This is a genomic window from Paenibacillus kyungheensis (assembly GCF_028606985.1).
Classification (GTDB): Bacteria; Bacillota; Bacilli; order Paenibacillales; family Paenibacillaceae; genus Saccharibacillus; species Saccharibacillus kyungheensis.
Genome location: NZ_CP117416.1, coordinates 1,605,333 through 1,624,152, shown reverse-complemented (window position 1 = coordinate 1,624,152; position 18,820 = coordinate 1,605,333). Strand labels below are relative to the sequence as shown.

Annotated in this window: 18 protein-coding genes; 3 read left to right on the top strand and 15 right to left on the bottom strand. The window is 39.0% G+C overall.

Annotation, left to right across the window (positions count from 1 at the left end):
- Positions 1-20: 20 nt before the first annotated feature.
- The 11 genes from PQ456_RS07100 to PQ456_RS07050 form a co-directional block, all read right to left on the bottom strand.
- The gene (locus tag PQ456_RS07100) at positions 21-833 is read right to left on the bottom strand and encodes an ABC transporter permease (protein WP_273615497.1); all 813 of its coding nucleotides are present in this window, start codon (positions 831-833) and stop codon (positions 21-23) included.
- Between the two features lie 4 nt (positions 834-837).
- The gene (locus tag PQ456_RS07095) at positions 838-1,644 is read right to left on the bottom strand and encodes an ABC transporter permease (RefSeq protein ID WP_273615496.1); all 807 of its coding nucleotides are present in this window, start codon (positions 1,642-1,644) and stop codon (positions 838-840) included.
- On the bottom strand, positions 1,634-2,626 hold the full coding sequence (locus PQ456_RS07090; protein ID WP_273616269.1) for an ABC transporter ATP-binding protein: 993 nt from the start codon (positions 2,624-2,626) through the stop codon (positions 1,634-1,636). Before PQ456_RS07090 ends, PQ456_RS07095 begins: the two co-directional genes overlap by 11 nt.
- A 30-nt stretch (positions 2,627-2,656) precedes the next feature.
- Positions 2,657-3,673, bottom strand: a complete 1,017-nt coding sequence (locus tag PQ456_RS07085; RefSeq protein WP_273615495.1) for a BtrH N-terminal domain-containing protein — start codon at positions 3,671-3,673, stop codon at positions 2,657-2,659.
- Complete coding sequence (locus PQ456_RS07080; RefSeq protein WP_204824870.1) at positions 3,666-3,911, bottom strand: acyl carrier protein; 246 nt, start codon at positions 3,909-3,911, stop codon at positions 3,666-3,668. The genes PQ456_RS07085 and PQ456_RS07080 overlap by 8 nt, the downstream gene beginning before the upstream one ends.
- Before the next feature lie 40 nt (positions 3,912-3,951).
- Positions 3,952-5,310, bottom strand: a complete 1,359-nt coding sequence (locus PQ456_RS07075) for a preATP grasp domain-containing protein (protein WP_273615494.1) — start codon at positions 5,308-5,310, stop codon at positions 3,952-3,954.
- 15 nt (positions 5,311-5,325) lie between these two features.
- Positions 5,326-6,528: a radical SAM/SPASM domain-containing protein gene (locus tag PQ456_RS07070; protein WP_204824872.1), complete on the bottom strand. Its 1,203-nt coding sequence runs from the start codon at positions 6,526-6,528 to the stop codon at positions 5,326-5,328.
- Between the two features lie 216 nt (positions 6,529-6,744).
- The gene (locus tag PQ456_RS07065; RefSeq protein WP_204824873.1) at positions 6,745-7,038 is read right to left on the bottom strand and encodes an acyl carrier protein; all 294 of its coding nucleotides are present in this window, start codon (positions 7,036-7,038) and stop codon (positions 6,745-6,747) included.
- A gap of 385 nt (positions 7,039-7,423) precedes the next feature.
- Positions 7,424-8,959 carry a methyl-accepting chemotaxis protein gene (locus PQ456_RS07060; protein WP_273615493.1) on the bottom strand — a complete coding sequence of 512 codons (1,536 nt, stop codon included), beginning with the start codon at positions 8,957-8,959 and terminating at the stop codon, positions 7,424-7,426.
- Positions 8,960-9,148: 189 nt separating this feature from the next.
- Positions 9,149-10,588, bottom strand: coding sequence for an amidase (locus tag PQ456_RS07055; protein ID WP_273615492.1), 1,440 nt, complete (start codon positions 10,586-10,588; stop codon positions 9,149-9,151).
- 167 nt (positions 10,589-10,755) lie between these two features.
- Positions 10,756-10,947, bottom strand: a complete 192-nt coding sequence (locus PQ456_RS07050) for a hypothetical protein (RefSeq protein WP_273615491.1) — start codon at positions 10,945-10,947, stop codon at positions 10,756-10,758.
- Between the two features lie 195 nt (positions 10,948-11,142).
- Here PQ456_RS07050 and PQ456_RS07045 point away from each other — a divergent pair, with 195 nt between their 5' ends.
- The 3 genes from PQ456_RS07045 to hepT all read left to right on the top strand — a co-directional run bounded on the left by PQ456_RS07045 (position 11,143) and on the right by hepT (position 12,488).
- A complete protein-coding gene (locus PQ456_RS07045) occupies positions 11,143-11,583 on the top strand; it encodes a GNAT family N-acetyltransferase (protein WP_273615490.1) in 441 nt (146 codons plus the stop codon).
- Positions 11,584-11,676: 93 nt separating this feature from the next.
- On the top strand, positions 11,677-12,090 hold the full coding sequence (gene mntA / locus PQ456_RS07040) for a type VII toxin-antitoxin system MntA family adenylyltransferase antitoxin (RefSeq protein WP_273615489.1): 414 nt from the start codon (positions 11,677-11,679) through the stop codon (positions 12,088-12,090).
- Positions 12,087-12,488 (top strand): type VII toxin-antitoxin system HepT family RNase toxin, encoded by a 402-nt coding sequence (gene hepT, locus PQ456_RS07035; RefSeq protein WP_273615488.1) that lies wholly within the window; start codon positions 12,087-12,089, stop codon positions 12,486-12,488. The genes mntA and hepT overlap by 4 nt, the downstream gene beginning before the upstream one ends.
- Positions 12,489-12,565: 77 nt before the next feature.
- Here hepT and PQ456_RS07030 read toward each other — a convergent pair whose 3' ends face one another.
- From PQ456_RS07030 to PQ456_RS07015, 4 genes are all read right to left on the bottom strand, one after another.
- The gene (locus PQ456_RS07030) at positions 12,566-14,161 is read right to left on the bottom strand and encodes a glycoside hydrolase family 32 protein (RefSeq protein WP_273615487.1); all 1,596 of its coding nucleotides are present in this window, start codon (positions 14,159-14,161) and stop codon (positions 12,566-12,568) included.
- Positions 14,162-14,315: 154 nt separating this feature from the next.
- On the bottom strand, positions 14,316-15,827 hold the full coding sequence (locus PQ456_RS07025) for a glycoside hydrolase family 68 protein (protein ID WP_273615486.1): 1,512 nt from the start codon (positions 15,825-15,827) through the stop codon (positions 14,316-14,318).
- Between the two features lie 486 nt (positions 15,828-16,313).
- Entirely contained in the window at positions 16,314-17,159 is an 846-nt protein-coding gene (locus PQ456_RS07020; RefSeq protein ID WP_273615485.1) for a PRD domain-containing protein, read from the bottom strand.
- Positions 17,134-18,687, bottom strand: coding sequence for a PTS transporter subunit EIIC (locus tag PQ456_RS07015; protein ID WP_273615484.1), 1,554 nt, complete (start codon positions 18,685-18,687; stop codon positions 17,134-17,136). The genes PQ456_RS07020 and PQ456_RS07015 overlap by 26 nt, the downstream gene beginning before the upstream one ends.
- Positions 18,688-18,820 lie beyond the last annotated feature (133 nt).

The window sequence follows — 18,820 nt, the reverse complement described above, 5'->3', positions numbered from 1 at the left end:
CTCCTTTAGTTAGTAGCTCATTATTGACTGGCACTGGAATAATGACGCAAAGCATAACTCCAGATCACACGAATAATAATTAACAACCAGACCGGTGCAAGCAATGCCCACCAGATCATCCCTGGATTCAGAGCACCCATCACAAACATAGGTGGAAAATTGCAAATCACGAACACAGGCAATAAAAAGGTTCCCAAACGCTGAATAATACGATTATAAACAGCCATCGGAACATAATTCGTTTCAAAAACGCTATTGGACATATCGGTGACTCCTGTCGTCTGTACTGTCCAAAATGCAAGCAATTGAGGCAATAGAAATACCGAATAAGCAATCAACACTCCGATAGCGATAAAAAAGATAAACCCACCCACATGGTAAAAGTCTACCGGTAAGCCCATTCGACTCCAGCCAATCGCAACCATAATAGCGCCACCGACCACATTTGGAATCGTATATCCTAATTCAAATTGGCGTAAAGTCACTGCAAATTGCAATGAGATTGGCTTGGTAATCAACACATCCAGTGAACCGGTACGCACTTTATCCGGTAACTGTGTGAAATTAGTAAAAAACAATCCGCTATACAATCCACTCATAATCGTAAATACGCCTACATATAACAAAATCGCATCCGGCGACCAGCCATTAATATCGGTTCCTACCTGATAAGGCAGAATCGCATATAATAGCTTGATCAGTAGATACGCAGTCTCAATCAGAAAAGCTGTAATAAAATTAGTACGGTATTCCATTTGCGACATCACAGAGAATTTCATAAACCGTCCATAAATACGTGAATATCGCTTTGCTTCTTTCCAGATCATTTGCATATCATTATCCTCCCACCGCTACATAACGGCGCACTCCTGAACTCCATACCCACCTAGCTACTAGCAAAATAACAACGATCCATAACCACTGCATACCAATCCCTGTTACCGCTTCTGTTGGAGTTAATTTGCCTGTAATCATATTGACAGGAAAAAAGACAATATAGGAAAAAGGCAACATGCCTAATAATTTGGCGATAGTCTCTCCGAAAATCGTTAACGGAAATACGCTGCCACTAGCAATATAAATAATCAACGATAACGTATAAAATAATCCGGTAGATTCTGTTAGCCAGAAAGCAATACCACTAAGTGCATAATAGATGACAAAATTCAGTAACAAAGCGCCGGGTAATGCAATCAGATAACGTAGCGCACTATCCCAACCGACAGGAACATGTAGACCGATCCGCAACCAGATTAATACGACTGCTGCAAATACAATAACAAGAATAGACTGAACAGCTTTGGCTCCAAGAAATTTCAAAATGCGATATGCAAAATAATTTAATGGCTGTACCAAAAATTTACCTAATCCGCCTTCTTTGATATCGCCAGCGATCTCGTATTCAAATCCAGCTGCGACTAATTTGCCTGTGACTGCCGCCATAATGATATAGATCAGCATTTCTTGAAACGTATATCCTACTATCGTTCCCTGACCGGAGGATTGAAAAATCGCTAACCATAAAAAAAACTGGGTCATCATTGGTACAAAAAAGCTCACCAGTTGAATCCAATAATTGGTCCGGTATTCCATTTCATTCTGGATCCCCATATGTAAAATTTTGCGATACACTTTATTGGGCATGGGGCAATCCACCTTTTTCGTATAGAATCGCAATCCCTTCTTCTAAAGGAATATCTTCTATCGTAAAATCAATCACTGGTAAATGATCCAGTATTTCTTTGGATTTGCGTAATACATCGTGTTTGCTTAATTCAAATACGACTTCCAATTCAGAGCGAGAACGGATTTTACCGTATCCATTTAAAGACAGTTCCGATACTGGGGCTGATAGTTGGATTTTGAGCAATTTCCAGGAACCGATTACATCATTTACACTTTTGAGATCACCATCGTAGACCAGTTGTCCATGATTGATAATCATCGTTCGTGAACACAAATCTTCAATATCACGCATATAATGACTGGTTAACAAAATCGTTGTATTGTACGTTTTATTGTATGTTTTGAAAAACTGCCTAATTTTACTTTGTGAAATAATATCCAATCCGATCGTCGGTTCATCGAGCAAAATCACTTTCGGACGATGAAGTAGCGAAGCAATCAATTCCATCTTCATCCGTTCACCTAGAGACAGACGGCGTACTTGTACATGTAACTGTTCACTTACACCGAGCAATTCTACCAGTTCATCCAGTGTGCGCTTATATTCAGTATCGTCCAGATCATAGATTAATTTGTTGAGTTCAAATGAATCGCTTGCAGGCAAATCCCACCACAATTGATTTTTTTGACCCATCACAATCGAGAACTGACGTTTAAATTCTTTTTTACGTTCCCACGGGGTATATCCGAGCACAGAAGCTTCTCCATCACTAGGATGTAGAATACCGGATAACATTTTGAGCGTTGTTGTTTTTCCTGCTCCATTGGGTCCAAGAAAGCCTACAATCTCACCTTCGTTAATATCAAAGCTCAGATCGATCACTGCTTCTTTATGCAGTTTTTCCCGTTTAAATAAATTGGAAAATGATTTGCGTAAGCCGGGCTCTTTTTTGTAATATTCAAATGTTTTGGATAGTTGATTTAATGTGATAGCAGACAGATGACACGACCTCCTTCATGTTGCCTATTCCTATAGACGGACCTGATGTACCGTCATTCTCATGCGTTCTAATACCGCTTTTAATTCTGCTAATAAACGCAGACTATGTTGAATATATTCTGGTAATTTATCACGATTAACACGTAGACCTATTTTGTACAATTGAAGCAGATGTCTTTTCCATGTTTGTCTGAGTTCATACAGATCTGATCGCAATAGATCTGTATAATGCTCACCGCCCATCAATCCTTCATACCGACTAATAAATTGCTCGGTATATTGCAGTAAATGCATCAAGCTCTCTATCCGTAACTGGTAATATAACGTATCGCAACTGGCTCGAAATTGTTCATCATCCATATCTAACAGACGATCCAGATCACAGAACAAAACAGCATAGGCAGACCAACTTTCTTGCAAAAATTGCTCTAAATGAAGATCACACGCTTGAATGACTTTTTTTACACTCAATTCTTCTGCTGGATTGCCATTGAGATACGCGTATTCTGATATGCCTTCTAACAATAAAGTGAGATTGGTTTTGCCACTATAACTAAGCACATGCCCTGACTCTTCTAACAAAAAATGATCAGATACATACGCTTCATCTTGCTTCATATCTAACCCGTATAATTGGATCACATGCCCTTTACTCGGGTTATTTTGATACACCGGATGGAAATTCAGACAATGACTTTGTAAATGCAAAAGAATACTTTTTCCATTTTCCAAAGCATTAGACCAATCCTGTAAAATTAAAAAATCGTTTCGCTTTGAAAGCGAAGGATCGATAGTGACATGTTTCACTTCAACCTGTGTATTGGTTGACCATTGAGATAACAAATCCGCCATCGGACGTAGACCAAATGAATCGAAATTCCCTTTGTACGAGATCGACAACCCGTTGCAAAGAAAATACAAATCAGCTTCATCGGTATATACACCTTGACGCAGTAGCAAAGCGTGCAGGCTAGCATAAAAGCAATGCTGTCCTGGCGCTCCTACTGTTTCAGGCAAAACTTGTTTGGCAAGTGACCTTTTAAACATATTGGGCTAATATATTTTCAATTCGGCGTAACGTCGATAATTCTTCCAATAGTAGATTATCATCGTCGATCATGATATTTAGATGGTTTTCCAACTCTACAATTAATTCGACTGCCGATAATGAATTAAGACCGTATTCTCGTAGATCATCGTCTGGTTGTAGATTTTCCAGATCGCCTGGAGCCATTTTTAACACTTGAGCAAGCAATGGTACAACCTGTTGTTCACTTACTTCCATCGTTGTGCCTCCTTTTAACATATCGTTGACGATCACTTGGTTATAATTCTGCAATAATGTGTTCCAATTGTTCTTCCAGTCGCTGCGCTTCCTTTTGAGTATCTGCAATTACAATCGCAAAAATCCGATTGTTATACCCGCTGGTGGTTTTACTGGCTGATAATGTACCTGCCGTATAAATCCATACACCAAATGGATGCAAAGACGTATACAACAGATCATGCTCTTCCAACGTCTGACAAAGGGCTTGATAAGTTAAGCGCTCTTTCGTAATATGCCGGAAATAACGAGAACGAAATATTCTAAGTCCAAACACTTGCGGTAATAATGAAATATACGTGGATAACGTAAAACGCCCGTTAATTTCGATAACAGGAATCAACTCACCACTTTCATCAATAAAAGCATCTATCGAAGCGATCCCGCGATACTGCTTTTCATACAAATAGTGCCCTAATTCCATCGCATATTGACGGGATTGCTGCCGAATCGTTTCGCTTACACCTGAAGGCATATACGACCCAATATAGACAGTACCATCCACAATCTGACGTTTGAGTGAAAAGACTTCTACATCTCCATCAGGATGAATATAAATCTGGTAATTTAGATCCATTTGCTTTTTGTGCCAGCGTTCCACCAACCATGCTTGGTCTGGATTATTTTGCTTGCGTGCAAAACGGCTCATTACACTCAGCGTTGCATCAAGCTTTTGCGTACCTTGTAATAAATACAAGCCTTTGCCAGAAGCGCCATAAGGTTCTTTAATAATAATTTGCGCTTCTGCATCAGCTGTACCTATCGCCAAACACTCACGTCTAATCTCTTCTACTGTCGCACATACGGTTCCGCTACTGACAGGGAATCCTAATTCAATCGCTGCTTGGCGACTGAATATTTTGTCATTGACTAATTTACAGATATCCGAAGGCGCTCCGATATACGGAATCTCACAAGTACGCGCAATTTCTTCTTCCCACTGTGTAACAGCATAAGGAACCAGATACGTTTCTTCATAAGCTGCACGCCCTTGCATACCGTATAACTGCAATCGTTCTAACAGCGCTTCATCTTGCAAAATTAATTGCGATATCGATACAAAAGGATCATCACTTTCCCCTTCAGGAATCTCGATTCGAGGTAACTCAAAACCCAGATTTTCCAACATATCTAGATAATCCGGGTCTGGTTGTTTACGCAAAATCATAATATCCTGCTTACGACAGAGTAAAAGATTCATCTCTTCTATTCGATTGACTACTTCTTGTTCCTGGGGATCACTCACTCCTTTGCTGATATTATGCCAGACCGATTCAGCGCCAATATTAAAAATCCATACTAAGCGACCTTTATCACGCCGATCGGTCAAAGCATCCATTAAAGATAGCTGCTGTCTCATAAACTCCCTCCGCTCTTAAATATAGTCGAGCGAATTGACTGTACCTGCACCATGTAGATACAATACACTGCACTTCGAGCACGCAGGCGTTAGCCCTTCTTTATTAATAATATGTCTTACATTTTCATATTCTTCAGAATCCCAGATTTCTTTCAAGCTTTTCTCTTTCAAGTTCCCTACAGTAAACTCAGAAAAGAATTTACAAGGCATAACACTACCATCCGGTACAATATCTGTACGTGATGTTAACGCCAGACAGTGATTAGAACAACGACTTGTCATTTCATCACCATGAATAAACTTATCAATTTCATCGTAATCTAGACCTGGTTGATAACGAACACGGATTTTCCAGATACGATCATTGATCTTATGCAAGTCTTCCATCAATGCATCCATACGATCTGGATTGATTTTATATTTAAATGCATGCCAGCTACTGATATGACGCTCATCCAACTGACGCAACCACTGGAATTTTTCTGAGAAATACGTATCCATTTTGAGCGATGTTTCCCGTGAAATATACCAAGGGAAGCACAGCATCACTAGATCTAACTTTTTCGATTCGAAAAACTCTAGCAATTCAGTCATACGTCCAATCATATTGTCATTAATAACCGCATGAACAGAAATTCTGCCTTTGTATAATCCTTGATCACGTAATTCAACTAGGCGATCAATTTGTGCCATTGTTTTTTGAAATGTGCCTTTACCACGAATCAGGTTATGCTCATATTCAAATCCTTCAACAGCAATAAGTAACTCTAAATTTTCAGAGAGATCCAAAATAGGTTCCAAAAATTTGTCGATCAGCAATCCATTAGTACAGATCGTCATCTCACGACGATCATTTTGAATATATTCTAATATTTGTCCAAATTGACGGTGGAACATCGGTTCTCCGCCCCATAGATACAAGCGAGATTTAGCTTCTTTGGTATCATCCAACAGTTGTTTGAAAATAGCCGGATCCAAATCCATGTTCTGTTCCGCTTTATCCATTTGATGATGATATCCATCTTCATTCCATTGGAAACAGTGTGTACACCGTAGATTACAACGGTTGGTTAATTTAATCCCTAGAGATTGAGGGATAGGCGTTTTGTATGTCGGATCTTTAATCTGATTACGGTAAGAGACAGTTGCATTACGAACAGTTCGTTTGATCAGTTGGAATTCTTTGCGGTCAATGGTTACTTCGCTTCTTGGTTGCAAAAAAAACACCTCTTCCTTTGAATTCAATGTTCAAAGCATACTTGAATCTGATGACGCATAGCATCATAAGCCCGATAAGTGTCAGAAAAAGTGATTTTGTACACAATTTGTACATCAATATGTGTTAGCTGTATTCGATAAAATCGGTTTGGAATAAGTACCTAAGCGTGTAATTATGGTTAATAAGTGTTAGCGCTTTAATTTTTATGTAAGCGCTTATAACGTGTTGACCTTTTCTTCAGTCAGATTGTCTTGACCTGTCTCATGACTCACAAAATTGCAGAACGCTTGTATAGAGCCCAAATGCTCCATATCAAACTCTTCAAAATCAATTTCGACATTAAAGTCATCTTCTACACGTAAAATAAAATGAATCAATTGGATTGAATCCAGTCCGGCATCGTGAATAATATCAGAATCGCGGTCTAGACGTGTCAAACAGGAAGGGTCTTGTTTTACCTCACTAATCATAGTAATAATTTGCTCTACAGAAACCGGGGATTGCTGCATTCTAATTCCTCCTTCTAGATATAGATGTATCGAGTGGCGAGAATCAGGTAAAGCACGATTACAGATGAAGAATATAATGAACTAAAAATGGTGCTGTACAGCCGATAATCCCTTGCACCAATTAATGGAATTATATGCATATATATTCATCTATATTCCAGAAATAGTCAATCCTTATAATAAGAAACTGGTCAAAAGACCCAACGTGCATAATTACCACTAAAAAAAACACTACTCGTATGTGAAAACCACATGAGTAGTGTTTGTTCAATCGTTTTACAACACTTTTTGATCTTTGTTTTACAGAAAGCAAGTAGATACTCCTGTAATTATTTTGTCGAAATCATGCATGAATCTGAATACATTTTGTCCGTTTATTGACAAATTAAGAAGCTTTTTCAGACACAATTTCGTCACTTTCTACTAGAGCATTATTTTGATCCAATGAATGATTTAATATATCGATCAATTGTTTTAACTCATCAATACTGTTTGCAATACTGCTTACTCGTGTTGATTGTTCTTGTAAGCTTGAAGTCATTTGTTCAATAGAAGCACTCGATTGTTCTGTAACCGCAGAGATCGTGCCTGTTTCTAATACAGAATGGCGAATACCTTCGATCAATTCTTTGATCATACCACCAATTTCTACCGAGCGATCTGATACTGTATTAGCTTCTGTCATAATATCTCCAAAAGATGATTCTGTCTGTTCCGCAGAGAGCTGAATCACATCAATCGCTTCTTTCCCTTGCTGAATACGACCGGATACTACTTCTGTCTGATCATGAATACGATGCAAAATATCGGTAATCAAGACGGTCGATTGCTGTGCTTCACTAGCTAGATCACGAATTTCAGTAGCGATAACAGCGAAGCCACGACCATGTTCTCCAGCGCGTGAAGCTTCGATTCCTGCGTTAAATGACAGCATATTAGTTTGACGAGCTATATTTTCGATAGCTTGAGAAACGGAAGAAATTTCTTGTGCATAATTACGTAAAGTATCCATTGCAGCATGTGTGTTATCAATCGTCTGACCTACTTCATGCACACCTTCACGTAGACGGATCACCTGCTCATTGCCTGAACGTGTTAAGGAAGCGGTTCGTTCAGCAAGCTCTGTCATATGATTAGCAGTATTACCAATATTGCGAATAAATGTTTCTGAATTTTGCATCGATGTATTAATTTCGCCAATACTACTTGCTTGGGAATCAATACCTTTAGCAATTTCATTAAACCCTGTATTTAATTCTTTACCTATGCGATCGGTATCTTCTGCATTACGTTGCAATTGTCCACCAAACTCAGTCAATTCTTGTGCAGAACGTTCTACTTCTTGAAGTAAATTATCAATTTGCGTTTTTTGTTGATGCAAGTTGCTCATCATTTTCTGACCCAAAATACAAATCGATACACCAGCAGATCCAACCATGATCGTTACGACCACCAGTACAATAATATCCAATACAGAGATCGTTGTAACGATAGGATCAAATAGTAGCAACACTGCTTCTAAAACAACAGCATAGATAGTCGCTACAATACTTACACGCATATTCAAGTAAACGACAGAAAGCGTCACATAGATTAGAAAAGCAGACCATGAAGCTTGAGAAGGAAGTACCCAGATCACTGTCGTACAAGCGATAAATGATAATGGTGTTAATAGATATTTACCTATAGATAAATGATTGGTCTTTTTGAAAATAAAGAAAGCAGCTGGTACCAAAATACATACGCAAACGATTAAATATAACCATGCATACAAATCAACCAGATGAAGAAAATACATTGCTCCATAAATAGGAACACAACTGGTTAAAATGATAGCCAATGTATATAGCAAAAGCTTAGAAGCTAATCTTTCATAAGGTGTTGCTTTTGTTTTGTCATTTTGTGTTAATACGCTGTTCATAAGCGCCTCCTTCGATATGTTGAATTCTCATTAGTGAAATAGTTCTATTTTACTATTTCGTCAAAATTCAGCAAAAAGTTTACAGTTAATTTACTAAATTTTTTAGTTATTTTTTTGCATAAATAATCACGTAAAAAAGCAGTAACTCTGAGATCAGAATTACTGCTTTTTTTCTCCTATATGAACAGCTTATAACATCGGACTTCTGCGTGCAGGCACTGTTTTTTCAAAAGCATAAGCGATTCGGATCAAGTCAGGTTCTTTGTACGCTGTACTCATAAAGCTGATTCCGAAAGGCATACCGTCTCTACGATATCCTGCCGGTACAATAATCGCTGGATAACCACCTACTGCTGGTGCATCGGTATGCCAGGATGGCGTAAAGATGGCATCCAACTGATGCTCTTGAAGCAGACGGTCGATTCCTTCTTCACGCGCCTGGCGCCAGTTGTTAAGACGTGCTTGAATATATTTGCCTTCTGTTAATGTACCTGATGTTTCATACTGGGCTTTGATTAAAATCTCCTGCCCATATTTAAGAGCGTCTTGATGATGAAGATGATTATAATCAATCATATCTTGCAGTGTACGAATTCTGGAATGTGCTCCTAACGTGGATAGATAACTATTCAGAGCAGACTTGAATTCGTATAATAATACTGTCATGTCTTCTGATACAATTTCTGGAAGATCGGTATGTTCTATAATCACTGCTCCAGCATGATACATCGCTTCTATCGACGCTTCGATAATTGACTTTTCTTCGTCACTACATTGCTGTTCAAATGCCCGGTTAATTCCTATTCTTGCTCCACGTAGTCCTTCTGGATCAAGATAATCGGTATAATCAAGCGCAGGTGTTGGTGAAATTTGTGTCGATACATCTTGTTCATCTTTGCCTGTTAGTGCACTTAACAAAATGGCTGCATCTTCTACATTTCTTGCCATCGGCCCGGCTGTATCTTGCGTATACGTAATCGGTACAATTCCTGTGCGGCTAATTAATCCCAGTGTAGGCTTGATACCTACCAGACTGTTTTTACCTGACGGATTCAGAATCGAACCTGATGTCTCTGTGCCTACAGCGACTGCACATAGATTGGCTGCTACAGCCGCTCCCGAGCCTGCGCTTGAACCGCCTACATCTAATCGTCCGGGGCCATACGGGTTAAGGGTCTGCCCTCCGCGAGCACTATATCCATTTTGCATATTAAAAGCCATAAAGTTCGCCATTTCAGTTAGATTAGTTTTGCCTAAAATAACCGCTCCAGCGTTGCGTAATTGCTTTACTAAAAAAGCATCTTCCGGTGCAAACGAATCTGCTAATGCCAGCGATCCTGCACTGGTATGCATATGATCGCCTGTATTAATATTGTCTTTGATCAATACAGGTATGCCATGCAGTTCACTACGAACATGTCCTTGAGCTCGTTCTTGGTCCATTTGAGTAGCCATATAGATAGCATCTGGATTCAGTTCAATAACAGATCGTAACATCGGCCCATCCTGATCTATTTCTGCTATACGCTGCATATATAAAGATGTTAACGATACAGAAGTCTGTTCTCCTGTCTCCATCCATTGTTGCAGATCTCGAATACGTGCCTCTTGTAAAGGAAAATCGATCATATCTGTGCCCCTTTCAACTTCGCTTACAATCTTCTATCGATTCTATAATTGATTGGTCTGTTGTGCAAATGTTAACCTGTATCTATGTATCATTATAATGTACAAAAAAAGAACCTGACATGTAGATTCAGATTCTTTTGCTCAATGGTATCGTAATCCGTTATCTATTAGCTTAACCATACACCTATCCCTACAACAGCAGCCAGTATACCCACGCCAATCAACAAATTCGTAGCTTCATATAGAAAAGAATACCCTTTGTGTTCTCTGCTTTCTCGTTCTTTATGTTTGAATTGAGCGGCTCTTTGTGTATTTTCATCAAGTGGACGGTCTCCTAGATTAGTAAACATCTCATTCATCTTATTCAACTCCTTCGTCTTTTCAATATTTTAACAGACTTTGGTGGATGCTGTAAAATGGGGCGGTTTACATTTATCATCATTTCGTTAAAATATAAAGACAGTCTATTACTTCTTTATGTACACATATTTATTAATAGAAGTAATAACAGAAAGCATCACTATAGAATACGAAGTAAAGGATGGAGCCTACAGATGGAACTACTGATTAAGCAAGTCGAAAATGAATATGAATTGGATCATTGCCTGTTTGTTCGCAAAGCCGTATTTGTGAATGAACAAGGTGTACCTTTGGACGAAGAATACGATGAGTGGGATAATGCAAGTACAACTATTCCGCATATTATTGTATATGATGGTGAGACACCTGTGGCGACTTCACGTCTGCGTGTTGTTGAAGGAGTAGCCAAGTTAGAGCGTATCTGTGTACTACAAGAATATCGTAAGTATGGTGTTGGCAAAATGCTTGTTGACCATATGGAACAATTAGCAAGAGAACAAGGGCTAACTCAAGCCAAATTACATGGTCAGACACAAGCAGCAGCTTTTTATGAGCGCTTAGGATATGTACAATCTTCTGATGTATTTTTAGAATCCGATATTCCTCATGTCTTGTTCACCAAATCATTATCATAATAGGTGATTACCCGTACACATGAAATAGTCTGTAATTATACTTGATCTACTGACTATAAAATAAAACTTTACACAATCAAGGAGTTGTTGCACTTGTCTATATTATCTTTGTCTCAACAGCAACAACTCCTTATTGTGGAAGAGTTGCGTAGCCGATGCGATGCTCATACAATTATTATTTTTGGTTCGGTTGCCAAAGGTACAATGCGACCTGAAAGTGATATTGATATTGCTTATTTATCTTCTATACGCAGATCGACATACCAACGATTTCGAATTGGACAACAAGTAGCCGACTTATTGGATCGAGATGTAGATTTGATTGATTTTCAAGAAGCAAGCACTGTATTTCAGATTCAAATCGCTACTACAGGAATCGTATTATATGAAGAAAATCCTTTGCTAAGGCAACTCTCCTATATGCAGGCTTTTCGCGAGTATGTACAATTGAATGATAAGCGACAATATCTACTAGATCACTTTATAGAGAAAAGAGGCACGCTATGAATCACGATATTTTACTTAACAAAACGGCTACGATTCGTCGCTGTGTTGCCCGTATTCTTGAAGAATATGCCGGCGAAGAAGATAATTTATTCAACTATACCAAGCAAGATTCGATTATTTTAAATCTTCAACGGGCTTGCGAAGCTTGTCTTGATCTAGCGATACATATCATTTCTGAACGTAATCTTGGAGTACCGCAGAGCAGTCGAGATGTGTTTGATCTGCTTTTTCGCAATGGAATATTGGATAAAGAACTGAACCAAAGTATCAAAGCCATGGTCGGTTTTCGGAATATAGCTATTCACGATTATCAAGGCGTACAGGTAGAAATTATTCAAGGCATTATAGAAGAACAATTGGACGATTTTGAAAAGTTTATTGCTGCGATCAGCGCTTAACGAACCAAAGATACTGTTATCAAAAAAAGCCGAACACTTTTGATTGAATAGAGATTCAAAAGGTTCGGCTTAATTGATTATGAATTAAATTGTTTTAAAACTACATTTTCAAAAATGGCTTTGCCACCTTCTGCAAATAGACTGATTCCTTGATCTTCTTTGTTCGGGAAAATCAGACTCGAATATGCTACTGTACCATCATCTACAAACACTTCGATACTATTTTTGTCCACTAACACTTGCAAATGAACTTTTTTCTTATCGGTATTAAATGCCGCCTGACTTTCCAGACTTTTTCCATTCGTATCAGGATGTCCGGTGTATGCTCGGTTCACATACGTATACTTGCCTTCTACGAACACTCCTACATCCACATGACGGCTTTTGTCCGCTGACTCTCGTAGACGTAATCCTACATTTTTCAAGTCAGACCATGAAATATCAGCATCTAACTGATAAGAAGCTCCGCTCATAGGGAGTGCTTCCGTGTCTTCAACTTCTATCCGTTGAACGGTCTGGGTAGATGCAGGAATCTGGCTGATTGCTCCGATCGGTTGCGAAGATAGATCATAGGATTGACCATTGAATCGAAGTCGTATTTTACGAACGATCGAATCCATGCCGTTAAATCCTTCTTTCATCGTCGGTGTATTGTTCACATAATCCCAATTGTTCATCCAGCCAAAAGCATAACGTTGTTTATACGGATTAGAAGCTCCAGCAATCTCAAATGTTACTGCCGCATACCAATCAAATCCATGATCCAACCATTTCGGTTCTTTGCGGTCAGCTATAAATTTCTTGCCATTAAAGCTTCCTGTCCAGTAAGCATACGTATTTGGATTACCTGCTCCGCGACCATTAGCACTCGCACCCAGTACCCATTTATAGGCTCCATTGGCGGCTTGCATGAGGTATAGATCAGGACATTCCAGTATCCCTACATTGTCTGTAAGAAATCCACTGGTATACGTCCAATGCTTCAAATTAGTCGATGTGTAAAAGCCTATTTTGTTTCCTTCTGCCATTAACATAATCCAGTGTTTGGAACGAGCATCCCATGTTATTTTCGGATCACGAAAATCCGCAGTTCCGGGATTGGATAAAATAGGTTTTTTTCCATAAGGCGTAAAGGTGTTACCTCCATTTTTGCTATACCATAGATACTGTTCTTGTGCTCCACCATTAGCTGAAGGTTGCGTTACGATAGCGATAAAAGCATTTTTACCAAATCCAGCGGTATTGTTCGTATCGACAACGACAGAACCTGACCATGGATCACCATTTTTATTTGTATATTTAGGAATGGCTACTCCATGATCTTGCCAGTGAATCAGATCGGTAGAAGTAGCATGACGCCATTCGGTGCCATTGCCATTCGGATAATCTTTGTTATAGAGATAATAGTAGTGATACTTTCCTTTAAAATAAATAGGACGTTGCGGATCGTTTTTCCATTTGTCCGGTACTGTAAAATGATAATCAGGACGTTCGCTACTAACAGATGTTGCATTTGTATTAGAAGCGCTATAGTTAGGAAGACTGTTCTGAGTGCTTCCTTTTGCAGTTGTCTGTGTAAAAAAGTAGAATAAGGCACCTAATATAATACATCCGAACACACTGAGAACAACGAGTGTCCGGCGATATTTCGATGCGTGGTTGCTGTTGTTCAAGTGAGCACCTCCATATATTAGTGTTTCCTTTTTGTGACTGCATTTCAATCTACAGATAAAAGCAATAAAGGAAAAGAAAATGCCGCTCTTTGACGGACATTTTCTTTTCCTGTCTCTTTATTGAATCTTCAAGACTTATTGATTTAGAACGTATTTAATTAGAAGTGACTTGACCTTGCTCTAAAATGCTATTAGGAACGACTTTGGTTTCACTACCGTCAATTTCTACTTCAAAGCTTGGTGCAAATGTAGAATGATGATCGGTATAGAATCCTCTGTTGGTCATATAGCTAGTAATTACGACTTTGTTGCCTTTTACTTGTGGAATTGCGAAGTGAGCATAATTCCATGTAACATCACGTTTGTTCAAATCTTGGTGCAATACCAGTCCACTACCGTTAAGTGGTTTGTAAGGCCCATCAATTGAATCAGCTACATATCCAAGCATATAGATATCTTCTGCATCAACACCGTCTACGAACATTTTAGCACCGCGTGTATCTGTGAATAGGTACCATTTGCCGTCTTTTTCAAAAATGTTAGCACGTTCGATCTCATCGGTTACTGTATTGGAAGCAATCAATGGTTTCATTACTTTTTTAAGAGAATAATCGTTATTCAATTCAATAATACCTAATGCACCGTTCGCAATCGTCATGTAATTACGACTCGGGTTATTCATTACTTTTTGGTATTCTGATTTGAAGAATTCGTCATCTCCACCATAGTAAGCTTTGTTTGAGAACATAGATTGACCTTGATAACCTGTTTCAGAACCTGTATTCGCTTCAAATACTAGATATTTGTGTCCATTGTCTTCTACATAATGCGGATCTCTTAATGTGTGGTTATCAGAATAATCACCCGCACGGAATGCTTGATCAACCGTTTGATACATTTTGCCATCACCATCAAAAATAGACTTGAGGTCTTCTACACCGTTGACCTGAAGTGTTCCATTGGAAGGTTCAGATACATTGATTTGAGCAGTGGTTAATGTTTGTTTACCGAAAAATCCTTTGTCTACATCCCACGGTTGACGATTAGTATAGAACAAACGCACTTTGCCGTCTTTGGTCATTGTTGCAGAACCTGACCATTCTTCAGATTGATTATTTAAGATCGTATCGTTAGGAACCATTTTATCGTTGTCTTTAAATACACGACCTGCGTTTTTCCATGCATCTAATGATTGGTCACCTGCTTTTTTGTAGAACAGATAAATAAATGTATCTGACGATACTTTTGGATCTCCTGCTAGTCCAAAGACGACTTCATATCCATTATAGTTCGCTACAGTACCATCTGCATTTTGCAATGGCCATGTATCCCATACATCAAGATCAATCGTATTACCATTTGCATCTTTACCTTTGGCAGACGGAATATTGCGAATGGTAGATGCATCAAATTGTGGAACTTGATAGCGAGATTCTTTTTGCTGACTAGCTATTTTCAATGCATCAAAGCGTGTAAGATGTGTAAATCCATAAGTATCATTAAAAACAGATGATGGTGTTTCTACAACAGGTGTTGGCGGAGTTGGCTGTGTACCATTTCCGTAATCTGATTCTGAACCACTTGCAAAAACAGAAGTTCCTCCTGTTAGCATAGTAGCTGCCATCATTATAGCGGCTGTTTTTCTTGAGAAATTCTTGATTTTCATTGTGTTCTTCCTCTCTAATTTCAAATTGTGGCTGTTTTGGCGCACAAAAAAGACCTAAAAATTCCTCTGAAGAACGAACGACACTTGTCGCCCGGATTCCTCACGGAGTTTTTAGGTCTTGCCTGCTTTACCAGTAACACACCCGAATATGCTGTTGCTGACATTTATTCTATAGGGCAAATCACTAACACACTATAGACTGAATGAATCAATTTGCAAAAAGAGTAAAAAGGATAATTCTGTAAATTTTCATTGATTTTCATGATATTTAGTCTTATTTTCACTGTTTCAAAGTTTACAATTTTGTAATCCACAATAATTTATCCATACTTTGTACCTAGTCAATTGTATATTTATGCTATTAACTGCAACCTATCGACTCGGGTCGTTAGTCTATATGAATAGTTATTTTTGGTATGATTAGCGACTTTTATTCCGCTATCAACAGAATCATAAGCGACTGTACAAGTGAATTATTTTATATTATCAGGAGCTATGACCCAGTCTTTCCCGTAGACGATTCACTTCGATCGTCATTAATACGCACTGACTCTCTGTAAAAGTATAATCATATTCATCTTCCATATTCTCTGCCATCTCTTCTACTTGCTCATATAATGTTTTATATTTCTCTACTGCAATCTGAATCAACTCGCGATTAAGCTCACTTCCTGGCTGATCTTTTTCATATTCTTGAAGAATACTTTTCAGTTGGCTGATCAAGCGCTCATAATCGGCTGACTTATGATCGAGTGGTTGGTGTAGCATGTATTCGATATCTTTCACCATATCTTTGATCATGGCTGCCATGCTTGTGGCTGTTTCTTGAGCTCCTGCATTCATTCGTGCGGTATGAATATGCATCGCAATATATCCGACTTCATCTTCAGGAATATCGATCTGCAAGTGCTGTGTAATCAACTGCTTCGCATGTAGCCCAATCTCAAACTCTGCGGGATACAGCAATCGAATCTCTTCTAATAAGGTATTATGAATAATCATGCCATTGCGCAGACGTTCTAGAGCAAATGACAAATGATCGGTTAAGGCAATATGAATATGTTCATTAAAAGAAACTTGTAATTCTTGTTCTGCATACGAAATAATCCGTTCAGATACAGCGATCTCTTCTTCAGGCAACTTTTGTAGCATTTCTTGAAGATAGCCGTAACGCTCTTGATCTTCCAATACAAATAGCTTTTCGATCCGCTGGGTATCTACGATATCATTTTTTCCTTTTTCAAAAGAAATACCGCCACCCATAGCGATCTTTTCTTGTCCATGATCATCGACGACCACAGCATTATTATTGAGAATCTTTTTGATCTTCATAAGCTCCTCCTGTGAATTTACGAACAAAATGTGAGATATTGTATCGGAAAGCTGGCTTTTCTACCCCTAGCAACAGAGTCGTCAAAAACGCAATTCCGGCTGCGAGCAAAAAGCCTATCATATAATGAATAAAATTCAGTTCTCCAAAAGGAACAATATAGACTAGCATAGGAATCCCTGTTAATCCAAATGAGCTGGCTACTACGTGATGCAGACCGACATAAGCGCCTCCTACTGCTCCACCGATCGCCGCACTTAGAAAAGGACGACCTAACTTGAGATTTACCCCGAGCGCGATCGGTTCTGTAATACCGAGAAAAGCGGTAATCGAGCCAGATAAAGCGACTTTTCTTAATTCAGGATTACGAGTCGCCAAATAGACAGCCAGTCCTGCCCCGCCTTGTGCCATATTCGCCATCGACCAGATAGGCAATAGAAAATTAACGCCTACATGAGGATCGGAGATAAGTGCAATCTCAAGCGCTTGTATTCCTTGATGTAGACCGGTTAATACAATCGTGCTATAAATACCACCAAGAATAAATCCGAACAATGTTCCGCCGTACGTGAAGAGATATTCTAACCACTGACCTATCCATTCTCCAAGCCAGATCGCTATTGGACTGATTAATAAGATAGCGAGCGTACCGCCTGTAATTAGACTGATCGCTGGAGCGAGAAGTGTAGAGGCAGAGGGTGGCAGAATACGACGGATTCCTTTTTCTATCCATGCCATTACTAATGAAGCTAAAATAATTGGCATCATTGCACCTTGATAACTAAATTGAGGTGCTACCATTGTATTCACGCCCTGCATCGTTGTATGACCAATTAAGATCGCCAGATCAGGCTGAGACATCGCAATACCCAGTACTGCTCCTATCGCCGGAGTACCTCCAAACCGTTTTACTGCATGATAACCGAACAGCACACTAATCACTTGAAAAGCAGAACTTGTCAGCAATCCAAGTAATCGGAACCATACTGCATCTTCTGCTACCCAGCTCGAAGATTGTAAAATGGTAACAAGCCCTAATAAAATACCTGCTGCTATAAACAGCGGTAATATAGGGATCAAAATATCCGAAAACACCGTCGCTACCTGTATAATACGCCCGGCTATTCCACGTCTGCGATAAGGATGCTGGGATTCTGATAACTGATCGACTTGCGGTGCTGTATCAGCTTGACCGTCTACAGGTGGCTGTAGATGAGCTAAGTTTTCATACTGGCGAAGCACAATATTCATTTTCCGATGCAATTTGTAGACAAGTTCAGGGCCGACAATAATTTGCAATTGCCCGGGCAATCTATTAATATTTTGCACTTCTTTGATCTGTTGCAGTTCCGCTTCGTTAATTGGATGATCATTTTTTAATTTCAATCGGATACGTGTTGTACAGTGCATCACTTCTACTAGATTATCAGGCCCACCGGATAAATGGATAAGACGTCGAGCAAGCTCTTCGGTCGGGTTGCCCTGCGCATATCGTTTACGAGAAGATGGCAGATTTTTTTGATCTGACAACGCTATTCCTCCTTTATCGGGTTGAATCCAGAACGAATAAACCTACTTATCTTTGGATCGTAGCGTAGTTTTGGAATATTCTGAAATGTTCATAAGATGTATAAAGTAACAACTTTGTAGTATAGGGTAGTTT

What these genes read in the sequence shown, in the direction of transcription:
- PQ456_RS07100 (WP_273615497.1), bottom strand. Translation starts at nt 833, where the DNA reads ATGCAAATGATCTGGAAAGAAGCAAAGCGATATTCACGTATTTATGGA.
- PQ456_RS07095 (WP_273615496.1), bottom strand. Translation starts at nt 1,644, where the DNA reads ATGCCCAATAAAGTGTATCGCAAAATTTTACATATGGGGATCCAGAAT.
- PQ456_RS07085 (WP_273615495.1), bottom strand. Translation starts at nt 3,673, where the DNA reads ATGTTTAAAAGGTCACTTGCCAAACAAGTTTTGCCTGAAACAGTAGGA.
- PQ456_RS07080 (WP_204824870.1), bottom strand. Translation starts at nt 3,911, where the DNA reads ATGGAAGTAAGTGAACAACAGGTTGTACCATTGCTTGCTCAAGTGTTA.
- PQ456_RS07075 (WP_273615494.1), bottom strand. Translation starts at nt 5,310, where the DNA reads ATGAGACAGCAGCTATCTTTAATGGATGCTTTGACCGATCGGCGTGAT.
- PQ456_RS07065 (WP_204824873.1), bottom strand. Translation starts at nt 7,038, where the DNA reads ATGCAGCAATCCCCGGTTTCTGTAGAGCAAATTATTACTATGATTAGT.
- PQ456_RS07060 (WP_273615493.1), bottom strand. Translation starts at nt 8,959, where the DNA reads ATGAACAGCGTATTAACACAAAATGACAAAACAAAAGCAACACCTTAT.
- PQ456_RS07055 (WP_273615492.1), bottom strand. Translation starts at nt 10,588, where the DNA reads ATGATCGATTTTCCTTTACAAGAGGCACGTATTCGAGATCTGCAACAA.
- PQ456_RS07050 (WP_273615491.1), bottom strand. Translation starts at nt 10,947, where the DNA reads ATGAATGAGATGTTTACTAATCTAGGAGACCGTCCACTTGATGAAAAT.
- PQ456_RS07045 (WP_273615490.1), top strand. Translation starts at nt 11,143, where the DNA reads ATGGAACTACTGATTAAGCAAGTCGAAAATGAATATGAATTGGATCAT.
- hepT (WP_273615488.1), top strand. Translation starts at nt 12,087, where the DNA reads ATGAATCACGATATTTTACTTAACAAAACGGCTACGATTCGTCGCTGT.
- PQ456_RS07025 (WP_273615486.1), bottom strand. Translation starts at nt 15,827, where the DNA reads ATGAAAATCAAGAATTTCTCAAGAAAAACAGCCGCTATAATGATGGCA.
- PQ456_RS07020 (WP_273615485.1), bottom strand. Translation starts at nt 17,159, where the DNA reads ATGAAGATCAAAAAGATTCTCAATAATAATGCTGTGGTCGTCGATGAT.